The sequence below is a fragment of the Chryseobacterium sp. A301 genome (assembly GCF_054489425.1).
This window is the reverse complement of record NZ_JBTMWY010000002.1, coordinates 353140-379199: the sequence shown is the minus strand read 5'-3', so window position 1 is coordinate 379199 and position 26060 is coordinate 353140. Positions and strand designations below refer to the sequence as shown.

The 26060-nt window shown below is 41.9% G+C and carries 22 protein-coding genes; 5 read left to right on the top strand and 17 right to left on the bottom strand.

Annotation, left to right across the window (positions count from 1 at the left end):
• Window positions 1–170 precede the first annotated feature (170 nt).
• The 8 genes from ACX3PU_RS05040 to ACX3PU_RS05005 form a co-directional block, all read right to left on the bottom strand.
• Complete coding sequence (locus ACX3PU_RS05040; protein ID WP_459083826.1) at window positions 171–1544, bottom strand: MFS transporter; 1374 nt, start codon at window positions 1542–1544, stop codon at window positions 171–173.
• 37 nt (window positions 1545–1581) lie between these two features.
• Window positions 1582–2088 (bottom strand): nuclear transport factor 2 family protein, encoded by a 507-nt coding sequence (locus ACX3PU_RS05035; RefSeq protein WP_459083825.1) that lies wholly within the window; start codon window positions 2086–2088, stop codon window positions 1582–1584.
• Window positions 2089–2093: 5 nt separating this feature from the next.
• Window positions 2094–3953, bottom strand: a complete 1860-nt coding sequence (locus ACX3PU_RS05030) for a glycoside hydrolase family 13 protein (protein WP_459083824.1) — start codon at window positions 3951–3953, stop codon at window positions 2094–2096.
• A gap of 64 nt (window positions 3954–4017) precedes the next feature.
• Entirely contained in the window at window positions 4018–6174 is a 2157-nt protein-coding gene (locus tag ACX3PU_RS05025; RefSeq protein WP_459083823.1) for a glycoside hydrolase family 97 protein, read from the bottom strand.
• An 85-nt stretch (window positions 6175–6259) separates the two neighbouring features.
• The gene (locus ACX3PU_RS05020; RefSeq protein WP_459083822.1) at window positions 6260–7666 is read right to left on the bottom strand and encodes a SusE domain-containing protein; all 1407 of its coding nucleotides are present in this window, start codon (window positions 7664–7666) and stop codon (window positions 6260–6262) included.
• 18 nt (window positions 7667–7684) lie between these two features.
• On the bottom strand, window positions 7685–8818 hold the full coding sequence (locus ACX3PU_RS05015) for a SusE domain-containing protein (protein WP_459083821.1): 1134 nt from the start codon (window positions 8816–8818) through the stop codon (window positions 7685–7687).
• 23 nt (window positions 8819–8841) lie between these two features.
• The gene (locus ACX3PU_RS05010) at window positions 8842–10458 is read right to left on the bottom strand and encodes a RagB/SusD family nutrient uptake outer membrane protein (RefSeq protein ID WP_459083820.1); all 1617 of its coding nucleotides are present in this window, start codon (window positions 10456–10458) and stop codon (window positions 8842–8844) included.
• Window positions 10459–10473: 15 nt separating this feature from the next.
• The gene (locus ACX3PU_RS05005) at window positions 10474–13218 is read right to left on the bottom strand and encodes a SusC/RagA family TonB-linked outer membrane protein (protein WP_459083819.1); all 2745 of its coding nucleotides are present in this window, start codon (window positions 13216–13218) and stop codon (window positions 10474–10476) included.
• A 399-nt stretch (window positions 13219–13617) separates the two neighbouring features.
• Here ACX3PU_RS05005 and metG point away from each other — a divergent pair, with 399 nt between their 5' ends.
• Complete coding sequence (metG, locus tag ACX3PU_RS05000) at window positions 13618–15645, top strand: methionine--tRNA ligase (protein WP_459083818.1); 2028 nt, start codon at window positions 13618–13620, stop codon at window positions 15643–15645.
• 78 nt (window positions 15646–15723) lie between these two features.
• Here metG and ACX3PU_RS04995 read toward each other — a convergent pair whose 3' ends face one another.
• A complete protein-coding gene (locus tag ACX3PU_RS04995) occupies window positions 15724–17172 on the bottom strand; it encodes an alanine/glycine:cation symporter family protein (protein WP_459083817.1) in 1449 nt (482 codons plus the stop codon).
• Between the two features lie 49 nt (window positions 17173–17221).
• Here ACX3PU_RS04995 and ACX3PU_RS04990 point away from each other — a divergent pair, with 49 nt between their 5' ends.
• Window positions 17222–17749 (top strand): hypothetical protein, encoded by a 528-nt coding sequence (locus ACX3PU_RS04990; protein WP_459083816.1) that lies wholly within the window; start codon window positions 17222–17224, stop codon window positions 17747–17749.
• 110 nt (window positions 17750–17859) lie between these two features.
• Window positions 17860–18234 (top strand): large conductance mechanosensitive channel protein MscL, encoded by a 375-nt coding sequence (gene mscL, locus ACX3PU_RS04985; RefSeq protein ID WP_459083815.1) that lies wholly within the window; start codon window positions 17860–17862, stop codon window positions 18232–18234.
• A 150-nt stretch (window positions 18235–18384) separates the two neighbouring features.
• Here mscL and ACX3PU_RS04980 read toward each other — a convergent pair whose 3' ends face one another.
• Both ACX3PU_RS04980 and ACX3PU_RS04975 read right to left on the bottom strand, forming a co-directional pair.
• Window positions 18385–19347, bottom strand: a complete 963-nt coding sequence (locus tag ACX3PU_RS04980) for a D-2-hydroxyacid dehydrogenase (RefSeq protein WP_459083814.1) — start codon at window positions 19345–19347, stop codon at window positions 18385–18387.
• 6 nt (window positions 19348–19353) lie between these two features.
• Entirely contained in the window at window positions 19354–19755 is a 402-nt protein-coding gene (locus ACX3PU_RS04975) for an LNS2 domain-containing protein (RefSeq protein ID WP_459083813.1), read from the bottom strand.
• Between the two features lie 214 nt (window positions 19756–19969).
• On the opposite strand from ACX3PU_RS04975, the gene idi reads away from it, so the two are divergent.
• Both idi and gcvT read left to right on the top strand, forming a co-directional pair.
• Window positions 19970–20482: an isopentenyl-diphosphate Delta-isomerase gene (gene idi, locus ACX3PU_RS04970; RefSeq protein ID WP_459083812.1), complete on the top strand. Its 513-nt coding sequence runs from the start codon at window positions 19970–19972 to the stop codon at window positions 20480–20482.
• Between the two features lie 44 nt (window positions 20483–20526).
• The gene (gcvT, locus tag ACX3PU_RS04965; protein WP_459083811.1) at window positions 20527–21606 is read left to right on the top strand and encodes a glycine cleavage system aminomethyltransferase GcvT; all 1080 of its coding nucleotides are present in this window, start codon (window positions 20527–20529) and stop codon (window positions 21604–21606) included.
• Window positions 21607–21700: 94 nt separating this feature from the next.
• On the opposite strand, the gene ACX3PU_RS04960 is transcribed toward gcvT, so the two are convergent.
• The 6 genes from ACX3PU_RS04960 to ubiE all read right to left on the bottom strand — a co-directional run bounded on the left by ACX3PU_RS04960 (window position 21701) and on the right by ubiE (window position 26060).
• Window positions 21701–22117: an Hsp20/alpha crystallin family protein gene (locus ACX3PU_RS04960; protein ID WP_459083810.1), complete on the bottom strand. Its 417-nt coding sequence runs from the start codon at window positions 22115–22117 to the stop codon at window positions 21701–21703.
• 172 nt (window positions 22118–22289) lie between these two features.
• Window positions 22290–22643 (bottom strand): arsenate reductase family protein, encoded by a 354-nt coding sequence (locus ACX3PU_RS04955; RefSeq protein WP_459083809.1) that lies wholly within the window; start codon window positions 22641–22643, stop codon window positions 22290–22292.
• Between the two features lie 122 nt (window positions 22644–22765).
• Window positions 22766–24337: a ribonuclease Y gene (gene rny / locus ACX3PU_RS04950; protein WP_459083808.1), complete on the bottom strand. Its 1572-nt coding sequence runs from the start codon at window positions 24335–24337 to the stop codon at window positions 22766–22768.
• A gap of 227 nt (window positions 24338–24564) precedes the next feature.
• The gene (locus ACX3PU_RS04945; protein ID WP_459083807.1) at window positions 24565–24852 is read right to left on the bottom strand and encodes a cell division protein ZapA; all 288 of its coding nucleotides are present in this window, start codon (window positions 24850–24852) and stop codon (window positions 24565–24567) included.
• Window positions 24852–25154, bottom strand: a complete 303-nt coding sequence (locus tag ACX3PU_RS04940) for a hypothetical protein (RefSeq protein WP_459083806.1) — start codon at window positions 25152–25154, stop codon at window positions 24852–24854. The genes ACX3PU_RS04945 and ACX3PU_RS04940 overlap by 1 nt, the downstream gene beginning before the upstream one ends.
• 186 nt (window positions 25155–25340) lie before the next feature.
• Window positions 25341–26060: a bifunctional demethylmenaquinone methyltransferase/2-methoxy-6-polyprenyl-1,4-benzoquinol methylase UbiE gene (gene ubiE / locus ACX3PU_RS04935; protein WP_459083805.1), complete on the bottom strand. Its 720-nt coding sequence runs from the start codon at window positions 26058–26060 to the stop codon at window positions 25341–25343.

The following is a 26060-nucleotide window of genomic DNA, read 5'->3' as shown; positions in this document are numbered from 1 at the left end:
CCTTTGATTTTAATTGTTAAACTCTATCTACTTCCCCTCCCAGACCCCCTAAAACAAGGGATTGTCTTATCGAAAGGAACATAGGAAAGTTACGACCGATTTCACTCAAAACCAAAGAAATACCGGAGTTTAACAAATCTTATGAGTACGAAAAAAGGGAGCTTTTTCTCTTAGGAAAGCTCTACAGAATTCTCAATTTCCCCTTCCTTTCCTACTCCTTTTAAGCTTAAGGAACAAGCGGCGGCAACGAACATCGCAATCCCTCCCACCATTAGATAGCCCATGGTATGGTTTCCAAAAAACGAGCTCACAATCGGTCCACCAATAATTCCGTTCACGATCTGAGGAAGGACAATGAAAAAATTGAAGATTCCCATATACACACCCATTTTGTGCTGCGGAATGGCATGAATAAGCATCGAGTAAGGCATAGCCAAAATACTTGCCCAAGCAAACCCGATCCCAATCATGGAAATCCACAAATACCCTGGGTCTTTAATGAAATACATGGAGATAAGTCCTAATCCTCCAAAAAACAGGGCAAGGGCATGGGTTTGCTTCTTCCCAATTTTCCTTGCCAGTGGAGTGAGTAAAAAAGCAAATCCAATGGCAAATAGATTGTAATACCCAAAGAGTACCCCTACTAAATTCCCAGCCTCATTAAACTCGGCAGACGAGGCATCAGAGGGCGAAAGCCCAAAATGATGAGTGGCAATGGAACTTGTCGTATAAACCCACATCGTAAAGAGCGCAAACCAGGAAAAGAACTGAACGAGTCCAAGTTTTCTCATGAGAGGAGGAATTTTTGTAAAATCCTTCACGATATCTGAAAATTTAGGTTTTTCCAGCGAAACCTCAACCTCTTTCGAAAAGGAAGCGAACTCCTTTGGGGAGTATTCTTTTGTGGTAAAAATGGTATAGAGAATGGTAAGAATGAGAATAACCGCTCCTACATAAAAGGAGTAGATTACAGAATTAGGAACAAATCCTTCTGCAGCGACATTGGAAACCCCCAGTTTTGTTAACCATAAGGGCATGTTAGAGCCAATCACAGCACCAATTCCAATCAAAATGGTTTGAACCGAAAAGCCAATGGTTCCTTGGTGCTTGGGAAGCATATCGCCTACCAAAGCTCTAAAGGGTTCCATCGCCACGTTAATGGATGCATCCATTAGTGCGAGGAAGAGAACCGCAAAAAGCAGCACTCCTGCTGCTAAAAACACCCCTACAGAAGCGGAATTAGGAAGTAAGACAAGTCCTACGGCAGTCAAAATGGCTCCTATTAAGAAATAGGGTTTGCGTCTGCCCCATTTTTCGCTCCAAGTATGGTCGCCCATATGGCCAATGATGGGTTGAACAATTAAGCCCGTAATCGGAGCGACTAGCCAGAACCAGGACAAATGGTGCACATCCGCACCAAAGCTTTGTAGAATACGACTGGCATTTCCATTTTGAAGGCCGAAGGCCATTTGGATTCCTAAGAATCCCATACTCATGTTAATAATCTGAGCAAGGGACAGGTTTGGTTTTATAGATTTGGACATAAAGACTAATTATTATCATTGACTAAGGAAGTCAAATTTACTTAAGTTTTTCCTTTTGCAGCGCTTCTTGTGACGATTTTATTTCCACCACTTGATCGGCCACCGAATTAGGCACGGTCAAACTAAGCACATACTGACGAAGTTTCCACTCCCCCTGTTGCCATTCCAAGACCCCTGAACCTCGGCAGAGCCCATAGTGACTCTCGAGCACCTCACTAAACCAAGCCCACGTGGAATCTTCACTTAGGTGTATCGTTCGTTTAAGGGGAAAATAGCTCCATCCTCTGCCCTTATCAAAATAAGGCTTCGCATAGGCCATAAATTCCTCTTTGTTCCAGGTTTCTAGGGCGTCTGTACCGATAAACTCAGAGTCCTTAGCAAAGAGTTTAAAGTACTCCTGAAAATTCGCCTCTGCTGCCATTTTATGAAAGCGGTCCAAAAGGACTCCCACTTCTTTTTCTTTTTGTGCTTCTTTACTTATAGAAGACTGAGCGCTAAGCGTGGAACTTAGAAAAAGGATAAGGATAAAACAAAAGGGTTTCATAAGCTCTAGTTTAGTTCTAATATAAGCGCGTTTTTAGCAGGGGCCGTAAGGGTTTGATCAGGAGAAATGGAGAAGGTTTTTTCAGAAAGCACATCCTTTCCGCTACGAATCCCCTCGAGACTTTCCTTAAAGCGCGCTAAGGATAAATCGACAGGTTTTTCGTTGTTATTTAGTACCACCATTACTTTCTTGTTATCCGTATACCGGAAATAGACATAAACCTCTTCCGTAGGCATATAATGCGTGGTTTTTCCGGAATGAATCACCTCGGCGGATTTACGCCAATTGAGAAGCTTTTTGGTAAATGCGTAGTATTCCTTTTGCTCGGGTGTCTGTGTAGATTCCGTAAAGGCATTTTGCGTATCGCTCGCCCATCCGCCAGGGAAATCACGACGAATGTCCGCATCTCCTTTTGATTTTTCTCCGCGCATCCCTATTTCAGAACCGTAGTAAATTTGAGGAATTCCTCGAACGGTTGAAATGAGACTTAAGGCAAGTTTATAATAGGCGGGATCTCCACCGAAAATTTCATTAAGTCTTTCCGTATCGTGGTTTTCAAAAAAGACCAAAAGGTTATTTACATCGGGATAAAGAAAATCATTGCTTAAGGAATTGTAAATCTGCATCATTCCTTTGTCCCATGACGCCGGTCCTTTCAAAGCAGAAGGCAGCTCTGTATAAAGAGCGAAATCCATTACGGAGGGTAAATAGGAATTGTACTGGTCAATTTCCCCTACTTTGGAATCCTTCTGCCAATACGCAATGTGCGCTGGCGATTGCATCCAGGCCTCTCCTACAATGTTAAGGTTTGGATATTCGTCCGTGAGAGCTTTTGCCCAGTTCGCCATCGCTTCTTTGTTATTGTAGGGATAGGTATCCACTCGAAGTCCTCCTAGTTCTGCATATTCGATCCACCAAATGGCATTCTGCGTCAAATAAGTTAGCAATCGGGGGTTTGCTTGATTTAAATCGGGCATTGTGGTATCAAACCACCCGTTGAGAGCCCCATTGCGGTCCACTTCCGATGCGTTCCCATCCATTTGAGAGGTAATTCGGTAGTTGGAACGCTTAAATCCATAGCGTCCTTCTCCGTCTTTAAACTGATGAATCCAAGTTTGTTCCGGTAGGTCTTGAATCATCCAATGAGAAATTCCCCAGTGGTTGGTCACGTAATCCTGAATGAGCATCATCCCGCGTTTGTTAAGTTCCTGAGAGAGTTTTTTGTACTCCTCGTTACTCCCGTAGCGAGCGTCAATCTTATAAAGGTCCGTTTGAGCGTATCCATGGTAAGAATACCCTTTCTCATTGTCCTGATTCACAGGCGTCAGCCAAAGGGCGCTCACGCCTAGGTTTTCTAAATAATCGAGTTGGTTTAGAATGCCTTTTAAATCCCCACCGTGACGTCCGCCAGGAGCATTGCGATTGCTTTTTTCAATCAAATCCTTTTGCGAATCGTTGGAAGGATCGCCATTTGCGAATCGATCCGGCATAATCAAATACATCACATCTGCAGAGGTATAGGATTTGCGCATTTTTGAGCCTTCTTTTCGGGTCTTCAGTTCGTAATTGTACGTACTTTTTACTTTCCCGTTTTCTTTCAAGGTAATCTTAAAGTCCTCTCCTTTAACCTCTTTTGTATCAATTGTGACAAATAGGTAGTTAGGGTTTTCGACTTTCTCAACCGCTTTTGGTTTTAAACCGCCTGAAAGTTCAAGGGTTTGGTTCGCTATGGAAGGGCCATAAAGGAGAATCTGCAGGTCTGTGTTTTCCATGCCCTTCCACCAAAAAGCGGGTTCCACTTTTTTGAGTTGAGCCAGGGTAAGGCTACAGGAAAGCAAAAGAAAAAGGAGGGATAATTTTTTCATAATCTAAATCGGAATTAAAAAATGAAAGACGCTACTTACGGCGCCTTTCATTGCAAAATGGAATTTATTGAATCGGATTCACAGAAATGGCATATCCGCCACTTCTCACCAAATGAATAGGAAGTTTTGTCTTGCTTGTGACTGTTTTTTTCACAATCTCATAGCTTTGGGGATTCGTAATGTAATCCGCATCTTTTCCATCCTTGTAGATAACCGCTTCGTATTTCTTGTTCTTAGGAAGAAAAGAGAAATCCACAGTGAAGGTTCTTGCGTTTTCGTCTGTTACCCCTCCGACAAACCACTGGTCTTTTCCTTTGGTTTTTCTAGCCGTGTGGATATAATCTCCCGGCTCTGCCGATAGAATTTTCGTATCGTCCCAATCCGCAGCTACATCTTTTATAAACTGGAATGCATCGAGGTGTCTTTCATAATTTTCCGGTAAATCCGCTGCCATTTGTAGGGGAGAATACATCACCACATAAAGTGCTAATTGCTTGGCCAACGTGGTTTTTACAAAACGGGAATCGTTTGGAAAATAGTAATTAAGTTGCGTTTGGAAGATTCCTGGCGTGTAATCCATCGGCCCTCCCATGAAACGAGTGAACGGCAAAATGGTTTGGTGCTCAGGATCGTTTCCACCGAAAGCCTCATACTCAGTTCCTCGAGCAGCCTCAGCAGCCACCCAGTTCGGATAGGTACGGCTTTGTCCCGAAGGGCGTACACTTTCGTGTGAATTCACCATGATTTTATATTCGTTTGCCTTCTCCGCAATTCGAATGTAATGATTGTTGGTCCATTGAGAATAATGATGCTCTCCACGTGGAATAATATCGCCCACGTACCCTGTTTTCACAGAAGGATAATCGTATTTGTTCATAAGGGCGAAAGCCTTGTCTGCCCAACGTTCATAATTCGTAGCGGAACCTGAAGTTTCATGGTGCATCATAAGCTTCATGCCTTTTTTATGGGCATACGAATTAAGCTCGTCAATGTCAAAATCAGGATAAGGAGTAATGAAATCAAAAACATATTCTTTAGAATTTCCAAACCAATCTTCCCATCCTTCGTTCCAACCTTCAATCAAAAGGGCATCAAATCCATGTTTGGAAGCAAAATCAATGTACTCTTTCACTTTCGTGGTGTTGGCTGCATGGTTGCCATTCGGCGTCAATTTAGAGAAATCGGTTTTACCTAAATGAACATTTTTAGCCGTGGAATACGCCCAGTTGGACTTTCCAATAATCATTTCCCACCATACACCCATGTACTTCGTAGGTTTGATATAAGAGGTATCGGTATACGAGGTAGGTTCGTTTAAATTGAAAAGCATTTTCGATTCTAAAACCTCTTCTGCTTTATCCGAGACAATCACCGTTCTCCAAGGAGAAACAGCCGGGGTCTGTAAATACCCTTTGACGCCTTGCGCATCTGGAGTTAAATGGGTTTTGAATTTAAATTCATTTGCGTCTACTTCCAAATGGGAAGCGGCATAGTTGATCACCGCAGCTTCAGCAATGTTTAAATAAAGTGGATTTTTTCCTTCTTTTTTCAACATGACCGGAGACTGAACCGAGTTTTCCACCGGTTTTTGTGACGCATTGCTATCAAAAGAAGTCGCCCAACGAGCTGGAATCTCTGAGAGTTTGGTGGTCATGTATTTGTATTCTTGAGAATCGTAATCTCCCGTAATCCACCACGTTTTGGTATCCCACGGAAGGTCGAACTCACTGTCTTCTTCTTTTAGACGGAAATAATTTAGATTTTCCTGTTCTGGAAACTCATAACGGAATCCGAGTCCGTCGTTAAAAAGTCTAAACTTTACCACGATGTGGCGTTTGTTTGCAGGTTGATCCAGCGTAACGGCAAGTTCATTGTAATGGTTCACATACTCCTTTTTCTCTCCAAGAATAGGCTTCCATACTTCGTTTTTCGAATCCGTTTTTTCTGCCGTTTTCTCGAAGCCACTTAGAAGGTCCGTGGGACTAGAAGAATTCTTATCAATTGCACTTGCAAATTCAATTCCTTTGTCATCGAAAAGTCTGAGTCCTAATTTTGAATCTTCAACGACCGTCTCCCCTTTGTATTTTAAATGGTAATAAGGCACACCTTCTTTCAGCTTGAAATTCATTTCAAACTCTCCGTTTGGTGATTTAAGTGTTTGAGCATTAAGGGATATGCCTCCAATAAGCAAAGCCACGATGCTCAGATTTAATTTATGCATTATAGATTTTTTAATGAACATGAAAGATAAAAAAAACTGCTGCTAAAAGCAACAGTTTTTCATTTTTAACAGAAAGATTTCTCCCCTATTTTTTGATAAGTATATATCGACCGTCTAAGTCATTGAAAAAGATGTCATAGACGCCCGCTTCGTTCACAGGAATGTTCGGTCCTCCATAAAGACCTTCGCCCGAGATCGGGTTAGAACTTCCCCAACTATCATCCCACTTGTCGTTCGCTCTGAATTTGATTTCACCTACAGAAAGACTTACATCGGTAAGGCTCCACTGGTGTACATCAAACGTAGAGTTAACCATCGCGGTTTGCGCGTCCCAACCTAGAGGCGTACTGTTTCCAATAACCCCCATAACAGGATAGGTTTTCTGAGCGCCTGTGTACGCTTCAATGCTATAGGTTTTCTCAAGAATATCAAGCTCAAACGTATAGAATCCAGCCGTAGGAATCACGAAGGTTCCAGGCTCATTGGTAGCATCTGGGTTGCTCGCATGAACCACTCCATTGGTTACTCCCCACTGAGGATGCCAAGTATTGTCTCCTAACTGCTCAAGAACTTTAAATCCACCGGCATTAAAATACCCTGTGTAATAAAATTTATTTGTGTTCTGTGAATCTCTATAAAGTGGGTGGTTGTTATTGTTTGTGCTCCATCCTGCCTCTACGGCTTCTCCCACAAAGAATAAATCTTTATAAGCTACGTACGGAGTTACAGTAATCCCCACCGGAGCGGAGACTGCAAGTAAAGTTCCCCCTACAGAGCTTGTGTTCGCAGATACGCGAAGCTCTACCTCTGCGGCTACGTCTGGAGACAGTCCTAACTTCATTAAGGCATCGTTTAGCACCTTGTTGGTCAGATCTAAACTCGTCGCATCAGCCACCGTTCCAGCCGCTACATAGTCCGTAGAACCCGCAAGGGCCACTTCCACTAGGTAGTCTACTTTGGTACCGTAGGCATAATCACTCCAAGTAACCGTCGTTGCGATTTCTTCGGGAGCTTTTATATCCAGTACAAATTCAGCTCCTGCACTAGGACTTGTAATGACGGGTTTCGCAGTGGGATAGGTGGTAAGGTCCGTTGAAATCACATTGGACACATTCGATCCAGAAACCACTCTAAAGAACACTTTCTGACTTTCGTACGGGTGTAAACCTGCTCCAATTGCAGCTTCGTTTAAGGCTCCAATCGTAGTGGTTAAACTCGTGGTATCAGAACTTCCTAATTCTACTTTTGTACTAAAGTCCTCCACACTGGAAAGTTCTACTACGTAGCTATTTCCACCGCCTAAACTGTTGTCCCAAACCAAACGGAAACTGTTATTTTCCATGGTAGGGTACAAAACATTGCTCGCTAGGGTTGTATTGTAGAGCTCAAAACTAGGCTCTTTCTCGCCCAGGGTGAACTCATCGTCCCGACACGCCTGAAAGACGATTGGAAATACCAAAGCGAGAATTATAAATTTAAATATCGTTTTCATATTGTTCTTCTCTATTTATTATTTAGCAACAATTGTATAGGTACCTGCTTTAAGGTTCACAGTGATCGTATGCTCTGCGCCACCACCAGAGAACTGGACATTTCCATTGTCTCCTTTCGGTCCTAGGAATCCAGAGTGTCCCGCATTGTCCTTAAGGATGTTTGCCCACTCTAAATCACCCCAAGATTTTTGGCCGAGGAATTTAAATTCTTCGTTGTCTGCAAGCGTGATGTCAATTGAATAAACACCGGCAGAAACTTTCGCCATAGGAAGTGCAGTTTCTGCAGTCCATGCATTTACACTACCTACTAAATAAATTTCTGGGAAATCGAATCCGGCTACAGGAGAGGCTTCAACGGTAAGGGACTGAACCCCTGTTGCAGCGTCGATCTCTACTTTGTAAATCCCAGTTTCCTGCGTGAATTTCATGTTTTCTTCACCGTCTTGTACGATGTTATCGGATACTTGTTTAAAGTAACGATATCCTTCTTTGGTTCCGGCTAAATCAATACTATAATTTATTGGGTTCCAGTCTTTCTGAGCTAAGAAACGGAAGCCTTTGTCTTTTTCCATGTAGGTATAGATAATCGACTTGCTTTCCGATTTGTAAAGCTCCTGCGCATCGCCTGCATTCCATCCCACATACGAAGCATCTCCAACGAGGTAGAAGGTTGGATACACCAAATTATACGGCGTAATCGTGAGTTGCGTCACGTTAGAAAGTACAGATAGGTATTCACCACCCTCTCCAATGTAAGAAGACACTCTTAAATACAGAGGTCCTTCTTCTCCGGCTGGAATCCCTAGGGTTTGAGCCGCTTTGTTCATTTCTGACACCGTGTAGGTTACAGTTCGGATAGATCCGGTCACCGTTCCAAGGGTATAGGCCTCCTCAAACCCTTCTGTAGTCGAAGCCTCAATTTTGTATTTCACTTCGGTAGGTTGCGTATATTTCGCTTGTTGCCAAGAAACGTTGAGCGCCGGATTGTCTGGGAAATTCTGATCTAAAAATAAAGATTCAGAACTCAGGTCCATCAATATGGCTGGCGTTTCATTGCTTATGTTGAGTTCCTCTCGGTCCTGGCAGGCCATTAGGCCTAACAGCATCACTAATGCGAGTAACCCCTTTTGTATTATCGTTTGTTTTTTCATTGTAACTATCGTTTGGGTTCGAATTAATAACCGTCGTTTTGAATAAGATTCGAGTTGGCAATCACGTCGTTCGTTGGAATCGGATACAGTTTTCTGTAATCCGCTACGGAAGCTCCCTCTTTCGAGCCGCCTTTCCATTGCCAAAGCATACTAGAACCTGTGAATTTACCAAAACGGATAAGGTCGGATCTACGCGTCATTTCCCAAGAAAGCTCGCGGGCACGTTCGGCTAGTAAGAAATCTAAGTTAAGACTTACCACAGGAGTAGCTCCTGCTCTTGTGCGTAACTGATTCACATATTCTTTTGCAAGACCGATGTTTCCATTTCCTCCTCTTACGGTGGCTTCTGCATACATTAAGTATACATCACCAAGACGGTAAAGGGGCAGATCCGCATCTACGAAATCACCTCCCGTATCCGATCCAGCAGATCCGTCAGAGAAATTGATATTTTTGTATTTGATAAAAGCGTATCCTTGTTTGAAATCGCTTATCTCAGAAATGTCAAGAGATTGTCCGTTTGTATAGAAACGACCTCTTCTGTCCGATCCATCCTCTGGGAATAACCCGACAAATTGTTTGGTCACACGAAGACCTCCCCAACCTCCGTTCACACCGAAGTCAGATGCAGGCATCGATCCCCCAATGGCAGCATGCACTAAAAAAGTAGTTCCTCCAAAGGTTCTGGTTTTGTTTCCATCGTAGTTAATCGCAAAAATCACCTCTGGGTTGTTCAAATGGTTGTCCGCCATAAAGAGATTTTGGTATCCGTAATCCACTGCATCCACAACATCTTTCTTCAAAGAGTACCCTGCATTTATGATCTTTTCTGTATACGTAATGACATCGTCATAACGAGGGGTTCCCTTATAGACTTCTGCATTTAAGTAAAGTCTAGCAAGAACAGCCCAAGCTGCTGCTTTGTCTACTCTTCCGTACACATTGCTTCTTGGCTCCTTAAGGTCATTTTGAACCGCTAGAAGTTCGCTCTCTACCCAATCAAACAAAGCAGCTCTTTCGATTCTTGCTGGTTTTTCTGGGCCACCGGACATGTAGTTTTCGTCCACAAAAGGAACGTTTCCATAAAGGTCTAGGGCGTGGTAGTAAGATTGAGCTCTTAGGAAACGTGCTTCTGCACGCATCGTTTTCGCTTCCTCTAGATCCGCGCCTGTAATTCCGTTTGCGGCTAATCTTTCATCCGTTGTATTGCGAATAAACTCATTGGTAAAGGCAATCTCACCGTAGATACGGTAGTACAATGCGGCTACAAATTCATTGGACGCAGTCCAAGTCTGTGTATTCATCTGAGGCAAAGTTCCATCTTGCCAAGCTATTTTCGCTTCGTCTGTGGGAAGCACTTGGTGGTAGAACATTTGACGCATGTAGCTGGAGAATCCTCCATCAATCCCGCCAATATCTGAATTTCCATCACCTCCTTCTTGTCCCCCTACAGCTAGACCGCCATAAAGTTTCGCAAGAAGACTATGGTAATTGTTAAAGTCGGTATATAAGTTCGTAGAAGAAGGATCTGTGATAGGTTCCCTTTCCAAATCTTTCATACAAGACGCTGCGGAAAAGGCCAGCAAAAGACCTAGAGCTCCTACTACGATACGTTTGGCTTTTATATTAAAAAGTTTCATCTGTCTGTAAATTAATTAAAATTGAAAATTAAGTCCTAGTGAATACACTTTCGGTCTTTGGTAGAATCCATTGTCGATGTTCCCGAAAATTTCAGGATCTACTCCTGTATAATCCGAAATCACAAAGACATTCTGTGCCATACCATAAACACGAAGACTACTACGGTTGCCAAATACTTCACCAAAGTTATACCCTAAAGTAAGATTGTCCATTCTTAAGAAGGAAGCATCCTCCACAAAGGTATCAGACCAAAGGTTTAATTGTGGGAATTGATAATCCACCGTAGAGCTATACACGTTTTGCAAATAGCCATTGGTTCTAAGTGAAGCCATGGAACTATTGGAAGCCGCGTTGTTATACACGTAATTTCCAAGTACAGCGCGAAGCGAAGTACTTAAATCCCAGTTTCCAACCGCAAGTCTTGTGGAGAATCCCAACTGCGCATCCGGCGTAGTGGATTTGTAAAAATACTTATCACTATCGTTGATAACTCCGTCTTGGTTTATGTCAACATAGGCTCCAGGAACAGGTTTTCCTTGGTCGTTGTAAAGTTGTTTGAAGACGTAGAAAGAATACGGTGCGCGACCTACACTGTGCGCTTGAATGTTGTTTCCAACTCCGCCGGAAAGTCCTCCCACTTGGATTTTGAAATCCGCAGCCACTTGGTCTGAAAGACTCGTAATCTCTGAAGTGTAATGCGTTGCATTCACACTCACATCCCAAGTTACATTTTCCGTTTTCACTGGCGTGAAGTTTAGAATTACCTCCACCCCTTCGTTGGTCATATCTCCCACGTTTTTGGTGTTGTAATTACTAAGTCCACCCGCAGCCTCTGGAACATAAGCGATCAAATCTTCTGTGTCTTTCTGGAATACATCTACCGAACCGCTAATGCGGTTGTTTAAGAATCCGAAATCAAGACCAATGTTCTTTGTTAAAGTTTTCTCCCAAGTTAAGTACGGGTTGTATTGTTGTGGACGGTACATTGGGTAGAATGCATCTCCAAATAAATACTCCGCCGTATCGTTACTTAAATTGTAACGAGCGAATGCAGGATAAGAACCTCCTACTTCCTGCTGACCTGTCACCCCGTATCCTAATCTTAATTTCAAATTAGAAACGACTTTCGACTCATTAAGGAAATTTTCTTCGTTAATTTTCCATGCAAAAGCAGCCGCTGGGAAATTCCCCCATAAATTGTCCGTCGTTCCGTTGTAGAAACGAGAAGAAGCATCGCGACGAATGGATCCCGTTACGATATACTTATCGGAGATCGTAAAGATGGCACGACCAAAGAAGGAAAGTAGTGTCAGTTGATCTGCATACTCTCTAAAAGGAGTTAATTCGGCTACTCCTGTTTCCACGTTAGTTCTCACAGAAACCCCTGCAGGATTTTCACGATAGAAATCTTGGTAGGAATACCCTGCCATTAAATCGATGTTGGTATCAAGAGACGTAATGGTTTTAACGTAGTTAAGGTAAGTCTCTAGTAATTTGTTTTTCTTTTCTTGTTCGTAAGGACCTACACTGTCAAATCCACGACCGGCTCCACTTAAACCTGCGGTACGGTTAGTTCCGTATCCTTTTGAATAATCGTACGCTAAATTCACGTTCCATCGCAAATCAGGAAGGAAGTGAAATTTATAGTCTAATTGAATACTTGGCATTAGTCGATACACTGATCCCTTATTTACCGTCGCATTTAATTGACTCACTGGGTTGCTATTCGATACCGTGTTAAGTCCACCGTCCGCATTCAGCCATTCGAAATAGCCTCCAAAACGAGGATCGTCCATGTAGACCGACTGCGTAGGGTCAAAATAGATCGCGTTGTTAATCGCTCCTCCGTTTGGAAAACGGTTGTCTGTGAAGGATCCTTTAATACTTGCATTCACGGTTAAGTGATTGTCAAAGAATTTTGGGTTTAAATTCAACCCGACGGACGTTCTTCTAAACTCGTTGGTTTTCACAATCCCGTTCTGCTCATTGTATCCAATGGACAAACGGTACGGAAGTCCTTTAATACCTCCCGAAATTGCAAGGTTATTGTCGGTTCCCCATGCAGACTGATAGATTAGGTCTTGCCAATTCGTATTAGCCGTTCCCAGCAAAGCTTTCGCTGCATCTGATCCTACTTGATTTACGAAGGTTCTGTACTCATCTGCACTTAGTACATCCGCATTCCCCATTTTGGTTGATACGGAGGCCATTGTGGAGAAATTGATTCGAAGTGCACCCCCTCTTCCTTTTTTGGTTGTAATTAAAATAACCCCGTTGGATGCACGGTTCCCATAAATGGCCGCTGCCGAAGCATCTTTCAAGATATCAAAGGTCTCGATATCGTTCGGGTTAATTAAAGAAAGTGGATCCGAGGCACCAGACACTCCGTTAAAGTCCTGTGGCACACCGTCTATCACTATTAATGGAGAACTGTTTGCATTAAGGGAAGCTCCCCCTCGAATACGAATGGTAGAACCAGCCCCTGGTGCTCCACTGTTTCCAGTAATTGCAACACCGGGCGCTTTTCCCTGAATTAATTGTTCAGGTGAAGTAGCACCTCCATTAAAATCTTTCTCGGATACAGAAACAATCGATCCTGTCAGATCTGATTTTTTTCGTTGTCCGTAACCAATCAAAACAACCTCCTCAATGGCGGTCTCACGATCCCCTTTCAAGGTATCGGTTGTTTGTCCTTGTAGCATTGTTCCAGCAAGCAAAAATGCGGGCGCAATTTTCAAAACTGTACTATAGTTTCTCACAAATATAAAGTTTAAGGATTAATATTCTATTGTTTTTCATCTCGTGAATCATGGTTGGGTCATGTATGAAATCTGAATACATAGGAATCAGTGGTCTAATTTAATCAAAATTACATTAACAAATCATTAATATAAATAAAGTTAAAAAATTATGATAATTATCTGTTTTTTGTCAATAATATAAAATTAAAAGATTGATATTTAATATTTTACAAAATATCGTATTTTTAGCATAATATTTACCATATAGAAAAACATTAAACAAACATTTAACCAAAACTTAACGTTACTTGGGAAAAATAGCACTACTCTGTTAAAAAAAAAAATTAAGAGTCTTCTATTTGAAAATTTTAAAACCGTCTTAAGATACCTTATCTTTGCCTGAAATACGAAAATCGCATGTCGCAAAGAAAACTTATTACCGCTGCTCTCCCTTATGCCAATGGACCATTGCATATTGGACATTTGGCAGGTGTTTACATACCCGCGGACGTCTATGCAAGGTTTCAACGAAACCAAGGAAAAGAAGTGGCCTTTATAGGGGGAAGTGATGAACACGGAATCCCTATTACCATACGCGCAAAAAAAGAAGGCATTACGCCTCAAGACGTCGTGGACAAATACCATGAGATTTTGAAAAGCTCTTTGGAGCAATTAGGAATCTCTTTTGATTACTACTCAAGAACCACGTCTCCAAAACACATTGAAGTAAGTCAAGGTTTTTTCACGACACTATATAATAAGGACAAGTTTCAAGAAGAAACCTCCGAGCAATATTACGACCTCCAAGCAGGAGAGTTTCTTGCCGATCGATACATCGTGGGCACCTGTCCCAATTGCGGACAAGAAGGCGCTTATGGAGACCAATGTGAAAAATGCGGGTCCACGCTTTCCCCTCGTGAGCTTTTAGATCCAAAATCCATGCTTTCAGGCGAAGTTCCGGTTTTAAAAGAAACAAAAAACTGGTACCTTCCTTTGGAAGAATACCAAGATTTTTTGGATGAGTGGATCTTAAAAGGGCATAAGTCCGATTGGAAATCCAACGTATACGGTCAAGTAAAATCTTGGCTCGATCAAGGTCTTCGTCCAAGAGCCATGACCCGAGATTTAGACTGGGGAGTCCCCGTCCCTTTAGAAGGAGCGGAAGGGAAAGTTCTCTACGTCTGGTTTGACGCGCCTATTGGGTACATCTCATTTACCCAAGAATGGGCGAATGAGAGAGGGAAAAACTGGAAAGACTATTGGCAAAGTGAGCAAAGTGACCTGGTGCACTTTATTGGAAAAGACAACATCGTTTTTCACTGCATCATTTTCCCTTCCATGCTTAAAGCGCACGGGGATTACATCCTTCCCACCAATGTCCCTGCTTTTGAATTCCTTAATTTAGAAAACGAAAAGATATCCACTTCCCGAAATTGGGCGGTGTGGGCGCATGAATACTTAGAGGATTTTAAAGACCAGCAAGACACCCTTCGCTATGCCCTTTTATCGTCAGCTCCAGAGACCAAAGACAACAACTTCACGTGGAAAGAATTTCAAACGAAAAACAATTCAGAACTAGTCGGCATCTTTGGAAATTTCATTAACCGAGTTGCGGTTCTGGTCCATAAATATTACGAAGGCAAAATTCCTGCTTACGAACCGAAAACAGAGGAACTTCAAGAGATTGAAAAAGCGAAATCAGAAATTTCAAATTTCTTAGAAAATTACGAGTTCCGTAATGCACTAAGCGCCCTTATGAATCTCGCTCGCTTTGGAAATCAATATCTTCAAACGAACGAACCTTGGAAAACCATTAAAACGGACGAGGAAAAAACGGCGCAAACTCTTTTCGTCTCTAGCCAGATTGCGGCTGCTCTTGCGCACCTTTCAGAACCCTTCCTTCCTTTCACTTCCCAGAAGCTACTCTCTCAATTCAATTTAGAGAAGTTGCCATGGCAGGAGCTACCTTCCGTACTATTAGAGAAGGGACACGAAATAGGTGAGCCCGCACTTCTCTTCTCAAAAATAGAAGACGAAGCCATAGAGGCGCAAATGCAGAAGCTTCAGAATACCAAAAAAGGCAATACCAAAACCAACCCTAACGCAAGTGCTATGAAAGAAGAAATCTCATACGACGATTTTGTCAAAATGGACATTCGTACCGCCACTATTTTGGAGGCAGAGAAAGTGGAGAAAGCAGACAAACTTTTAAAATTTAAGGTCGATACAGGAATTGACATCCGTACGGTCGTTTCTGGAGTCGCGGAAAGCTTTACACCGGAAGAATGTGTTGGAAAACAAGTAAGCATCCTCCTGAATCTAGCGCCTCGTAAGATCCGCGGTATCGAAAGCCAGGGAATGCTACTGCTCACGCAAAAGCCTGATGGGAAGCTTACTTTTGTAAACCCTGAAATCGAGGTTGACAACGGAGTAGAGATCAATTAAGCGACCTCAATTCCTATACCAAGAACAAAAAACTCCAGCGTGACTGGAGTTTTTTTTGTGTTTATAAGGAAAGAAACTTTACCACTCGGTGGTGTTTTTGATTCCCAACTTCTTAGGATCAAAGACAGGATCTTTTCCTTCTTTCTTCTGTTTTTCATAGTCCTTGAGAGTCACAAAGGCTTTTTTCTGTAGAATAAGGATGGCGATAATGTTTAACCATGCCATGATTCCAACACCGATATCCCCAAGACCCCAGGCGGTACCCCCGCTGGTTACCGCTCCATAAAGAACACTACCAAAGAATAAGATTCTAAGACCCCATAAGAGCACTTTGCTCATTTTCTTTTTTCGAAGATAATAGAGATTGGACTCTGCGATAAAGTAATAGGCAAGCACAGTAGTGAATGCAAAAAACAGTAGAGCAATCGCCACAAAAGCATGCCCTATCTTTGGGAAATAAGAAGAAATCGCAGCCTGCGTAAAGAGCGGTCCTTCTTCCACGCCTGGAAGGTTATTTACTAAAAACCCACCTGCTCCATCTCCTACGTTGTATAGCCCCGAAAAGAGGATAATAAAGGCAGTAGCCGTACAGACAAATAAAGTATCGATGTAAACGGAAAATGCTTGAAGGATTCCTTGTTTGGCAGGATGGGAGGTGGCAGCGCTCGCAGCCGCGTGCGGTGCGGTCCCTTGCCCTGCTTCATTGGAATACAGCCCTCTCTTCACTCCCCAAACCACGGCGGATCCTACAATCCCTCCAAAGGTAGCCTCAGTTCCAAAAGCAGAACTGAAAATAAGGTTAAAAACTTCTGGAATTCTTTCAAAATTTAATCCAATGATGACCACAGCCATTAAGATATAGGCCCCTGCCATAAAAGGCACCGTAATTTCTGCAAACTTTCCAATACGTTTCACATCTCCAATCACAATTAATACGAGTCCAAAAACGACCGCAAGCCCGACCCAAAATTTATCAACGCCAAAGGCGCTGGACATACTCTCTGCAATACTATTGGATTGAACCCCGGGAAGAAAAAATGCGCACGCAAAGATGGTACTGATGGCAAAAAGCACAGCATACCATTTCTTACCGATTCCCTTTTCAATATAAAAGGCAGGTCCCCCTCGATAGTGTCCATTTTTTTCTTCTTTATAGATTTGACCTAGAACTGCTTCCACAAAGGCGGTTGCACTGCCTAAAAACGCAATCATCCACATCCAAAACACGGCGCCCGGACCTCCCATTGCAATCGCTGTCGCGACCCCTGCAATGTTTCCGGTTCCGACTCGACCTGCAATGGCGATGGAAAAAGCTTGAAAAGGAGAGACTCCTTTTTCGTTCGAATTTTCTTTAAACAATTGACCAATCATATCTCGCAAAAATCGAACTTGAACAAATCCAGTTCGAATGCTAAAATAAAGTCCTGTGCCAATGCATAATAGAATGAAAGCGTAAGACCAAATTACATCGTTGGTCCAGACAATTGCCTTTTCAAAAAAGGTGGGCGTAAGTAGAGTGTATATCATAAATTAAAAAACGGCGAAAAAATACAAAAAAAAATTCTATTTTTATCCAATGCGAACATTGACTCTATTTTTCTTCGGACTTTTCTTTTTAATCCCCTTCCCAATGGAGGCTCAAACTACTAACAGTGAAAACCTTAGAAATTCCTATTTGCAACGATGGGAAGCTCTACTTACGACTGATTATTTGCCCCTTCGCAAAAGCATTCCTCTTTCTGTGGAACTCCAAAAAGAGCTCCAAGGATTAAAAACAGCGTATCTTAAAGAACTAAACCTCCAAAAAACACCCGATCTCGCCAAACAAAAGGCTTTTCGAATGTATCCGCATATTGCTCAGGTTTTACTAAATAAATCCACTTTAACCGAATCGCAGGTTAAGACCTATTCAGAGCAGGTGGTAAACGTATGGAAGAAAATGCCTAATTCCGTGTTTAGTCCTGTGGCCAAGATTACAGACGCCCTGAAAAGAGATCAATTTCATCTCACCTTTCCATACCCCTACCAAACGTTTAACGATTTGATTGATTCTTCTCCTCGCCAACGGGATCAGGTACTCAATTTCCTCCTTTGGAATCCTTAAATCAGACTCTAGCTGTTATGAATTTTTCAAAAAAAATGAAAACAGATAGTTAATAAATCATTTATTTTTTTACTTTTGTAGATGTAACACAATTAAAAAAGAAATAAACTATGGGATTTGTACAAGAATTTAAAGCTTTTGCATTCAAGGGTAATGTGATTGATTTGGCCGTTGCGGTGATCATTGGAGCTGCATTTGGAAAGATAGTTTCTTCCTTAGTGGATGACGTAATCACGCCACTACTTCTTAACCCTGCACTCAAGGCAGCAGGAGCGGAAAACATTGCATCGCTTAGTTGGAATGGTGTAACCTATGGGAACTTCCTATCGGCTGTCATCAGCTTCTTATGTATAGCACTGGTTCTTTTCTGGATCATCAAAGGGGCAAACAAACTGCAAAAACCAGAAGAAGCGGCTGCTCCTGCTGGTCCAACGCAAGAAGAACTGCTGATCGAGATTAGAGATCTATTAAGACAAAAAGCTTAATCTAGAATCAACCAAGTAAAAATATCGAAACCGCCTAAATATAGGCGGTTTCGATATTTTAACATAAGCTGTATTTTTTGCTCTGTACTTCCTCAAAAGGAATCACAACCCAGAGAAATCACTCTTGGAATGCAAAAAAACGAACGTTGACTACCCTTCCGTTTGCAAGATGCTCCAGATTTGTTCTGCCAAAGAAAGACCAATTCGATCTTGCGCTTCCAAGGTAGAGGCACCTGTATGGGGCGTTAAAGAAATCTTCGGATGGGTTAGAATTTCTTTAGAAGGTGTAGGTTCGTTTTCAAATACATCCAATCCTGCAAACAGGACCTTTCCTGTATTCAAAGCTTCGATTAAGGCGTTCTCATCAATAATTCCCCCTCTAGAACAATTGACAATGGCCACTCCGGTCTTCATTTTGGCAAATTCATTTGCTCCAATCATATATCCTTCTTTTTGAGAAGGTACATGGAAGGTAATGAAATCCGAATGTTCAAGAACCGATTCTAAAGGTTCGGTTTCAATGTCCACGTTAATGTATTGATTGTTGTAGAACTTCACTTTGATCGATGCGCGGCCCACATTGTTGTCGGCTGCAACCACGCGCATACCCATTCCTAGTGCAATCTTAGCTACTTCTTGTCCAATTCGGCCCATGCCGATAATTCCAATGGTTTTTCCTCTTAGTTCGATCCCTTTCGCATACGCTTTCTTTAGCTCCGCAAATTTCGTATCTCCATACACAGGCATTTGACGGTTGCTATCTTCGAGGAAACGCGCACCCGAAAACAGGTGTGCAAATACAAGTTCTGCCACAGAGGCGGACGAGGCCGAGGGCGTATTAATCACATGAATGTTCTTGGAACGCGCATAATCCACATCGATATTGTCCATTCCAACTCCCCCTCGTCCAATGATCTCCAAACCCTCGCACTGATCAATCAGCGGTTGTCTTACTTTGGTGGCACTTCGCACCAGAAGTACTTTAATATCGTTATCGTTGATATATTCTATCAGCTTATCTTGTTCTACTTTTTGGGTTAGGACTGTAAATCCTTTGGCCTGTAAGGCCTGAACCCCAGACGGATCAAGGCCGTCGTTTGCTAATATCTTCATTAATTTCTAGTCTTTAAATACTTGAATTTTTACTTCTTTTTCGACAAAATCCGTGAATTTGCCTTCGTAGCGCGTCGCGCGAACAATATGGTTGTCCACCCAATGGTAATTGCCTCCTCGAGGCTTTCCACAAAGGATGGAATGGTATTTAAACCCATGGCGATCGAGCCACTCTTTTGTAATTTCTTTTTGATCCTCCGTTCGAGAGGTAAAAAAGCATATTTGATGCCCCTCTTCGAACCAACGGTTAATCTGCTCCACCGCATCGGGAAAAGGCTCGCACGTGGTCATTCTTTCTGGCTGTTCGTTTGGTATATCCTCGGTAATGGTACCGTCAATATCAATCAAATAATTTTTTACTCCCTCCCTTAGACTTGGGCTTACATCCGCTTTAAAATTGAGATTCATAACAACCAGGGTTTAAGGGGGCAAAATTACAAAAATCACACGGGGCGAGAAAATCCATCGCCCCTCAATTCCAATAAGTTTTCCCTACCCCTCTAAATGAACCTATAAATCTCATTTCTGAAGGGTATTATTTCATTTATTTGTCTCTCACTTATGCCTCTTTGCCTTCTTTCAAACTAGGGCAAGCAGAAAAATTTGTGTAAATTTGTGCGGTATGGAAGAATTCGTTGTACTCATCACTCCAGAGGATGAGGTTATTGGTCAGATGGAAAAATTAAAAGCTCATCAGCAGGGCATTTTGCATCGTGCATTTTCTGTGTTTTTATTTGACGATCAAAACCGGATGCTGCTTCAAAAAAGAGCGCTTACCAAATACCATTCGCCTGGTCAATGGACCAATGCTTGCTGCTCGCACCCTCGCGTAGGAGAAACCTATGAAGAGGCGGCCAAAAGAAGATTGGTGGAGGAACTAGGAATTGAGGTTCCTATTGAACCCAAATTTCACTTCTTATACAAAGCGAACGTAGGGGGTGATCTCACTGAGCATGAATTGGACCATGTCTTCTTCGGCACTTACGAGGGTGAATTTAAGTTAAATAAAGAAGAAGTAGACTCTGTTCGTTATGTAAGTTTGGAAGATTTAGACAAGGAGCTTCAGGATCATCCCGATCACTTTACGCCTTGGTTTAAAATCATTCTAAACGAATACAAGGAACATCTTGCGTAAAAAAGCAGCTTTCTAAAGAAAATATCTAAAATCAAATACTAAAAATGAAAAGAACTCCCCTATTTGACACCCATGTTTCGCTTGGTGCGAAGATGGTTCCCTTTGCTGGATTTGAAATGCCCGTGCAATATTCGGGTCTTACCCAAGAACACTTTGCTGTAAGAGAAAGTGTGGGACTGTTTGATGTTTCTCACATGGGTCAATTTTTCGTGGAAGGGAAAGAGGCGAAAGACCTACTTCAAAAAGTAACCACGAACAACCTCGAGCTTATTGAAAACGGAAAAGCGCAGTACACCTGTCTTCCGAATGCAGAAGGTGGAATTATAGACGACCTTATTGTCTATAAAATGAACGACGAAAAGTACTTTGTGGTAGTGAACGCTTCCAATATTGAAAAAGACTTTGAACACATTCAATCACACAATCAGTTTGAAGCTACTCTTACCAATGCTTCAGATCAGATGGCACTCATCGCCATCCAAGGTCCTAAAGCAAAAGAGACGTTGCAGAAGGTAACAGGAGTAGATCTCTCTACGCTACCTTACTATAGTTTTACACAGGGAGAAGTAGCCGGCGTGAAAGACGTCATTATTTCCAATACAGGATACACCGGAAGCGGTGGATATGAACTTTATTTCCAAAACAAAGACGCAGTTGCTCTATGGACCGCTTTAAGCGAAGCCGGAAGCGAATTTGGAATCCTACCTTGCGGTCTTGGTGCGAGAGATACCCTAAGACTAGAAAAAGGTTTTTGTCTTTACGGAAACGACATTGACGATACCACCTCCCCTCTAGAAGCCGGTCTAGGTTGGATTACAAAACTAGACAAAGGAGATTTCGTGGCAAAAGACAAAATTGCAGCACTTAAAGCAAATGGAATCACTCGCAAACTCGTGGGTTTTGAAATGCAAGAAAAAGCCATCCCACGACATGACTACCCTGTGGTTGACAAGGATGGAAATACCATTGGCAAAGTAACCTCAGGTACGATGTCTCCTATGAAAAAAGTAGGAATCGGACTGGCTTACGTAGAGATTGCTCATTCCAAAATCGATTCTGAAATCTTCATTCAGATTCGAAACAAATCGGTAAGCGCAAAAGTAGTTAAAACTCCTTTCGTTTAAAGGCACTACCCATACCAAACAAAGCTCGGATCCCTTTAAAGAGATCCGAGCTTTTCAATTATTGATTTAATTTAATATGAAAAATGATTTGGCTTTATTTAATTTCGATTTGCGAAGCCTCAATTTTTGCAGGCTGTTTCTTTTCAATGGCAATGGTTAGAATCCCATTTTCATAAGAAGCCTGGATATCCTCTTTCGTGGTTGATTTCGGAAGGGTAAAATTGCGCTTAAAGGATGCGTATGTAAACTCTTGGAGTGTGTAACGCTCTGCACTCAAGTTTTCAGTTTCTTCCACTTCTCTTGCAATGGACAACTGTCCCTGCTTAAAATCAAGTTTAAAATCTTCTTTCTTAAGACCGGGTGCAGCCAATTGAATGGTGTACTGAGTATCGCTTTCCAAAATATTTACTTTCGGCATTGAAGAAGTTCTCTTCACGTTACGTTCGTTCTCAAACCAATCTTTGGTGAAAAAATCGTCGAATAAAAAATGCGGTTTTGTAATGTTTGACATTTTATTTTGTTTTATGGGTTGTTTCTCTCCCAATACACACAAATAAAAGACCCTTTCGCATTTGGAGGCAAAATCGCCGTTTTTACATTATTTTAATGCCGTTTTGTCTTAAAATACAAACCATACTCTTTTTAAGTCGGCCATTTTGACCTAAACTAGACTGGGCTGAAACTTACTCTTTATCAAAATAAGCATTTAAAGCTTCTAAATTACCCTTGTCTGTCCCTACAAATAACTGTGAGTCCGAATCAAACACGGGACGCTTTAAAAAGCTATAGTGGTCCAGTAGAAGCTCTTTAAAGTCCTTTTCTTTTAAAGTACTAAGATCGATCCCTCGAGCTTTAATTTGAGTGGATTTCCGACTAAACAAAGCCTCATAGGATCCCGCTTTCTTTTTAAGTTCTTCTAATTCTTGCTTGGTGATCGGATCGGACTTAATTTCTCTAAGCTTCCAATCCTTCAAATCTAGCGCTGACATAATGCGCTTGTTTGTACTACACGTTTTTAAATAATAGACGGTCTTCATAGTTCAAAGATACGATAACGTTTTGCAAAAAGAAAGCTCCTTTCTTTGCCTTAAGAAAACCTACAAAAAAGCCACTTAATCTTAAGATCAAGTGGCCATCTGTAATTTATTTCTTTAAAACTTTATCTTGCAATGTTCACCGCTCGGGTTTCCCGAATCACCGTGACACGCACCTGGCCTGGATAGGTCAGTTCGTTTTGAATTTTCTCTGAGATATCGTAAGAAAGCTGCGAAGCAACCTCGTCGTTTACTTTTCCACTTTCTACCATCACTCTAAGTTCCCGACCCGCTTGAATTGCATAGGCGCTAGAAACGCCATCAAAACTAAGTGCGGCCGCTTCTAGATCCTTTAATCGTTGGATATAAGATTCTAGTACCTGACGTCTTGCCCCTGGTCTTGCCCCTGAGATCGCATCGGCTACCTGAATGATTGGGGAAAGAAGAGAGACCATCTCGATCTCATCGTGGTGAGCTCCAATTGCGTTTACAACCTCTGCATTCTCTCCGTATTTCTCCGCCCATTGCATTCCTAGTAGTGCGTGAGGAAGTTCGGATTCTTGTTCTGGAACTTTCCCGATGTCATGCAGCAAACCGGCTCGTTTCGCTAGTTTCACATTCAATCCTAACTCCGCCGCCATCGTGGCTGCAATATTGGCTACTTCACGCGAGTGCTGAAGAAGGTTCTGACCGTAAGAAGAACGATACTTCATACGTCCTATTATTTTCACAAGTTCAGGATGAAGACCATGGATTCCAAGCTCCATAATGGTACGCTTACCAATCTCAATAATTTCTTCTTCAATTTGTTTTTTGGTTTTCTCTACAACCTCCTCAATTCTGGCCGGGTGAATTCTTCCGTCCGTCACGAGTCGATGTAAAGACAATTTTGCGACTTCTCTACGTACAGGATCGAAACAAGAAAGTAGAATCGCCTCTGGGGTATCGTCTACAATGATCTCCACTCCTGTGGCTGCTTCTAAAGCTCTAATGTTACGCCCTTCTCTACCGATGATACGTCCTTTAATTTCATCCGATTCAATGTTGAATACAGACACCGAGTTTTCAATAGCCTGCTCTGTACCAATCCTTTGAATGGTTTGAATCACAATCTTTCTCGCTTCGTTTTTCGCATTTAACTGCGCCTCCTCCATAATTCCTTGCACGTGTGCACGCGCTTTGGTCTTCGCTTCCGCTTTCAAGGCCTCTACAAGTTCTGTTTTTGCATCTTCTGCACTAAAGCCAGAGATTCTCTCTAAGATCTCTACTTTTTGCGCAGTGATGGCATCTAGCTCTTGTTGCTTGCGATCAAGGACTTCGGTTTTTTTCGCGTAGTCATTGATTTGACGGTCTAGGTCTTTCTCTAATTTACCCGTTTTGTGTAAATCGTCGTTTAGCTTTCCTTCTTTGTCCTTGATTCTCTTTTCAACCTCTTGCATCTTCTTTTCGCGACCCTGAATGTCTTGGTCGTGTTGAGACTTAAGTTCTAGAAATTTTTCTTTGGCTTGAAGTTGCTTTTCTTTCTTCACGGACTCCGCCTGCACCTTTGCCTTCTCGAGAAGATTCTCTGCATTTTTCCTTGCATCCTCTATAATGAACTTAGCTTTCGAGTTTAAGGCGCTTTTTGATAATAACATTCCCACAACCGCTCCTATCACCAGACAAACTAGGCCAATTCCTAATGTTAGTATATCCATAGTATATTTAAAATTATAATGTTCTTAAAACCAAAAAAAACCTACAATAGTCCACGGATTGAGAGTAAACTCCTAATCAACACGATTTGGACTGTTTTTTACGGTCTGTAATCCGCCCCAGGGGGCGGCGCGCCATTCCGTAAACATTCGCCCGGTATTTATTTAGCGTTGAGTTTACCTTAAATGTGTTAGAACTATTGTAGGCAGTCTATTTGGAAATGAAAAATCTACATTTCCTTTTCGTCAAGCAAATCGCACATATCTTTTACTTTCTGTGTCGAACTTGCTATATTTCTTTCGTTACTCTGTTGAAAAACTTCGGCGTTGGTTCCCATCTTTAATGCGCACATGGCAAGAGCATCTTGCTTATCACGCACATCAAAACTGGCTTCAAAATCTTTAATCATCGTCTCAATCTGTTTTCCTACCCGTCGCAGTGTTTCCTCCTCAGAAGAAGGCACATTTAGGGGGTAAGTTCTCCCGGCAATATTGATCGTAATTCGTCTTACTTCCATTATAAACCGCTATTTTGAAGTTGTGCAATACACTGGTCCACTTCTTTCACAAGGCGATTGATGTGATTTTTCATCAAACGATTGTGTTCGGGATTGCCTGAGATTGCGGAATGAAGTTTTATCTTTTTATATTCTTCTGCTAATTCCTGATTTACTTTTCGTTCCGATTCGAAACGCAGCTTCAAATCCTCATACTCTTTAGAAAGTGTCACATGGTGTTCACTTAGGGTCTGATAGTCTTTTTTGAGCATCAGAATCTTTTTTTCCAACAGCGAAAAATTGCTTTCTAAATCTTTGAGCATTTTCAGGTATCAATTCTAACTATTGCAAAAATATAAAAAATTAATAGGAATTAGTCATAATGTGCAGGCTATTTTAATCGGATTTAAAACAATAAGGAGGAAACCTTGAGATTTCCCCCTATAAGCCATATCAAATCAAGGCCTTACGAATTAAAAATTCGCCTGTTTAAATAGCACTCCTCAGGGCTATTTTGTCGCTTTGTAAATCGTTGCAATTCCTAGCGAAAGTGTCTTATATTCTACTTTAGAATACCCCGCTTCAAGAAGAACCGTTTTCATTTTCTCTCCGTAGGGAAATGCATTCACGGAATCCGGAAGGTAGGTATACGCACGGTTGTCTTTAGAGACAAGTCGGCCGATTAGTGGAAGAATGTTTTTGAAATAAAACATGTAGATCGGACCTAAAATCCCTTCTACTTTCGAGAATTCAAGTATGTAAGCACTGCTTCCCGGTTTAATAACACGTCGCATTTCGGAGAGACCCTTAGGTAAATTCTCGAAATTACGAACACCAAAAGCCACACTAAGTGCATCAAAACGATTGTCCTCAAAGTCTAAGTCTTCTGCATCTCCTTTCTGCATGGAAATCTGCGAATCCAACCCTAGTTTTTTGATTTTTTCAATCCCTACATTAAGCATTTGTTGAGAAAGGTCCATGCCTACGATTCGCGCTTTCGTGCCTTTGTGGACCGCAATGGCTAAATCCCCTGTTCCAGTGGCCACATCGAGTACCTCCTTGGGCTGATCCTGACGCATCCACTTGACTAACTTTTCGCGCCATAAAACATCAATTTTCATTGACAAAACATGGTTCAAAAGGTCGTATTTGGGAGCAATGTTATCAAACATGTCCTCCACTTGGTTTTTCTTACTCTCTTTAGAGTGGTAGGGGGTAACGTTTTTCAA

Excerpts from the sequence above, each read along its gene's own strand:
- ACX3PU_RS05040 (WP_459083826.1), bottom strand. The coding sequence starts at position 1,544 with ATGTCCAAATCTATAAAACCAAACCTGTCCCTTGCTCAGATTATTAAC.
- ACX3PU_RS05035 (WP_459083825.1), bottom strand. The coding sequence starts at position 2,088 with ATGAAACCCTTTTGTTTTATCCTTATCCTTTTTCTAAGTTCCACGCTT.
- ACX3PU_RS05030 (WP_459083824.1), bottom strand. The coding sequence starts at position 3,953 with ATGAAAAAATTATCCCTCCTTTTTCTTTTGCTTTCCTGTAGCCTTACC.
- ACX3PU_RS05025 (WP_459083823.1), bottom strand. The coding sequence starts at position 6,174 with ATGCATAAATTAAATCTGAGCATCGTGGCTTTGCTTATTGGAGGCATA.
- ACX3PU_RS05020 (WP_459083822.1), bottom strand. The coding sequence starts at position 7,666 with ATGAAAACGATATTTAAATTTATAATTCTCGCTTTGGTATTTCCAATC.
- ACX3PU_RS05015 (WP_459083821.1), bottom strand. The coding sequence starts at position 8,818 with ATGAAAAAACAAACGATAATACAAAAGGGGTTACTCGCATTAGTGATG.
- ACX3PU_RS05010 (WP_459083820.1), bottom strand. The coding sequence starts at position 10,458 with ATGAAACTTTTTAATATAAAAGCCAAACGTATCGTAGTAGGAGCTCTA.
- metG (WP_459083818.1), top strand. The coding sequence starts at position 13,618 with ATGTCGCAAAGAAAACTTATTACCGCTGCTCTCCCTTATGCCAATGGA.
- ACX3PU_RS04995 (WP_459083817.1), bottom strand. The coding sequence starts at position 17,172 with ATGATATACACTCTACTTACGCCCACCTTTTTTGAAAAGGCAATTGTC.
- ACX3PU_RS04990 (WP_459083816.1), top strand. The coding sequence starts at position 17,222 with ATGCGAACATTGACTCTATTTTTCTTCGGACTTTTCTTTTTAATCCCC.
- mscL (WP_459083815.1), top strand. The coding sequence starts at position 17,860 with ATGGGATTTGTACAAGAATTTAAAGCTTTTGCATTCAAGGGTAATGTG.
- ACX3PU_RS04980 (WP_459083814.1), bottom strand. The coding sequence starts at position 19,347 with ATGAAGATATTAGCAAACGACGGCCTTGATCCGTCTGGGGTTCAGGCC.
- ACX3PU_RS04975 (WP_459083813.1), bottom strand. The coding sequence starts at position 19,755 with ATGAATCTCAATTTTAAAGCGGATGTAAGCCCAAGTCTAAGGGAGGGA.
- idi (WP_459083812.1), top strand. The coding sequence starts at position 19,970 with ATGGAAGAATTCGTTGTACTCATCACTCCAGAGGATGAGGTTATTGGT.
- gcvT (WP_459083811.1), top strand. The coding sequence starts at position 20,527 with ATGAAAAGAACTCCCCTATTTGACACCCATGTTTCGCTTGGTGCGAAG.
- ACX3PU_RS04960 (WP_459083810.1), bottom strand. The coding sequence starts at position 22,117 with ATGTCAAACATTACAAAACCGCATTTTTTATTCGACGATTTTTTCACC.
- ACX3PU_RS04955 (WP_459083809.1), bottom strand. The coding sequence starts at position 22,643 with ATGAAGACCGTCTATTATTTAAAAACGTGTAGTACAAACAAGCGCATT.
- rny (WP_459083808.1), bottom strand. The coding sequence starts at position 24,337 with ATGGATATACTAACATTAGGAATTGGCCTAGTTTGTCTGGTGATAGGA.
- ACX3PU_RS04945 (WP_459083807.1), bottom strand. The coding sequence starts at position 24,852 with ATGGAAGTAAGACGAATTACGATCAATATTGCCGGGAGAACTTACCCC.
- ACX3PU_RS04940 (WP_459083806.1), bottom strand. The coding sequence starts at position 25,154 with ATGCTCAAAGATTTAGAAAGCAATTTTTCGCTGTTGGAAAAAAAGATT.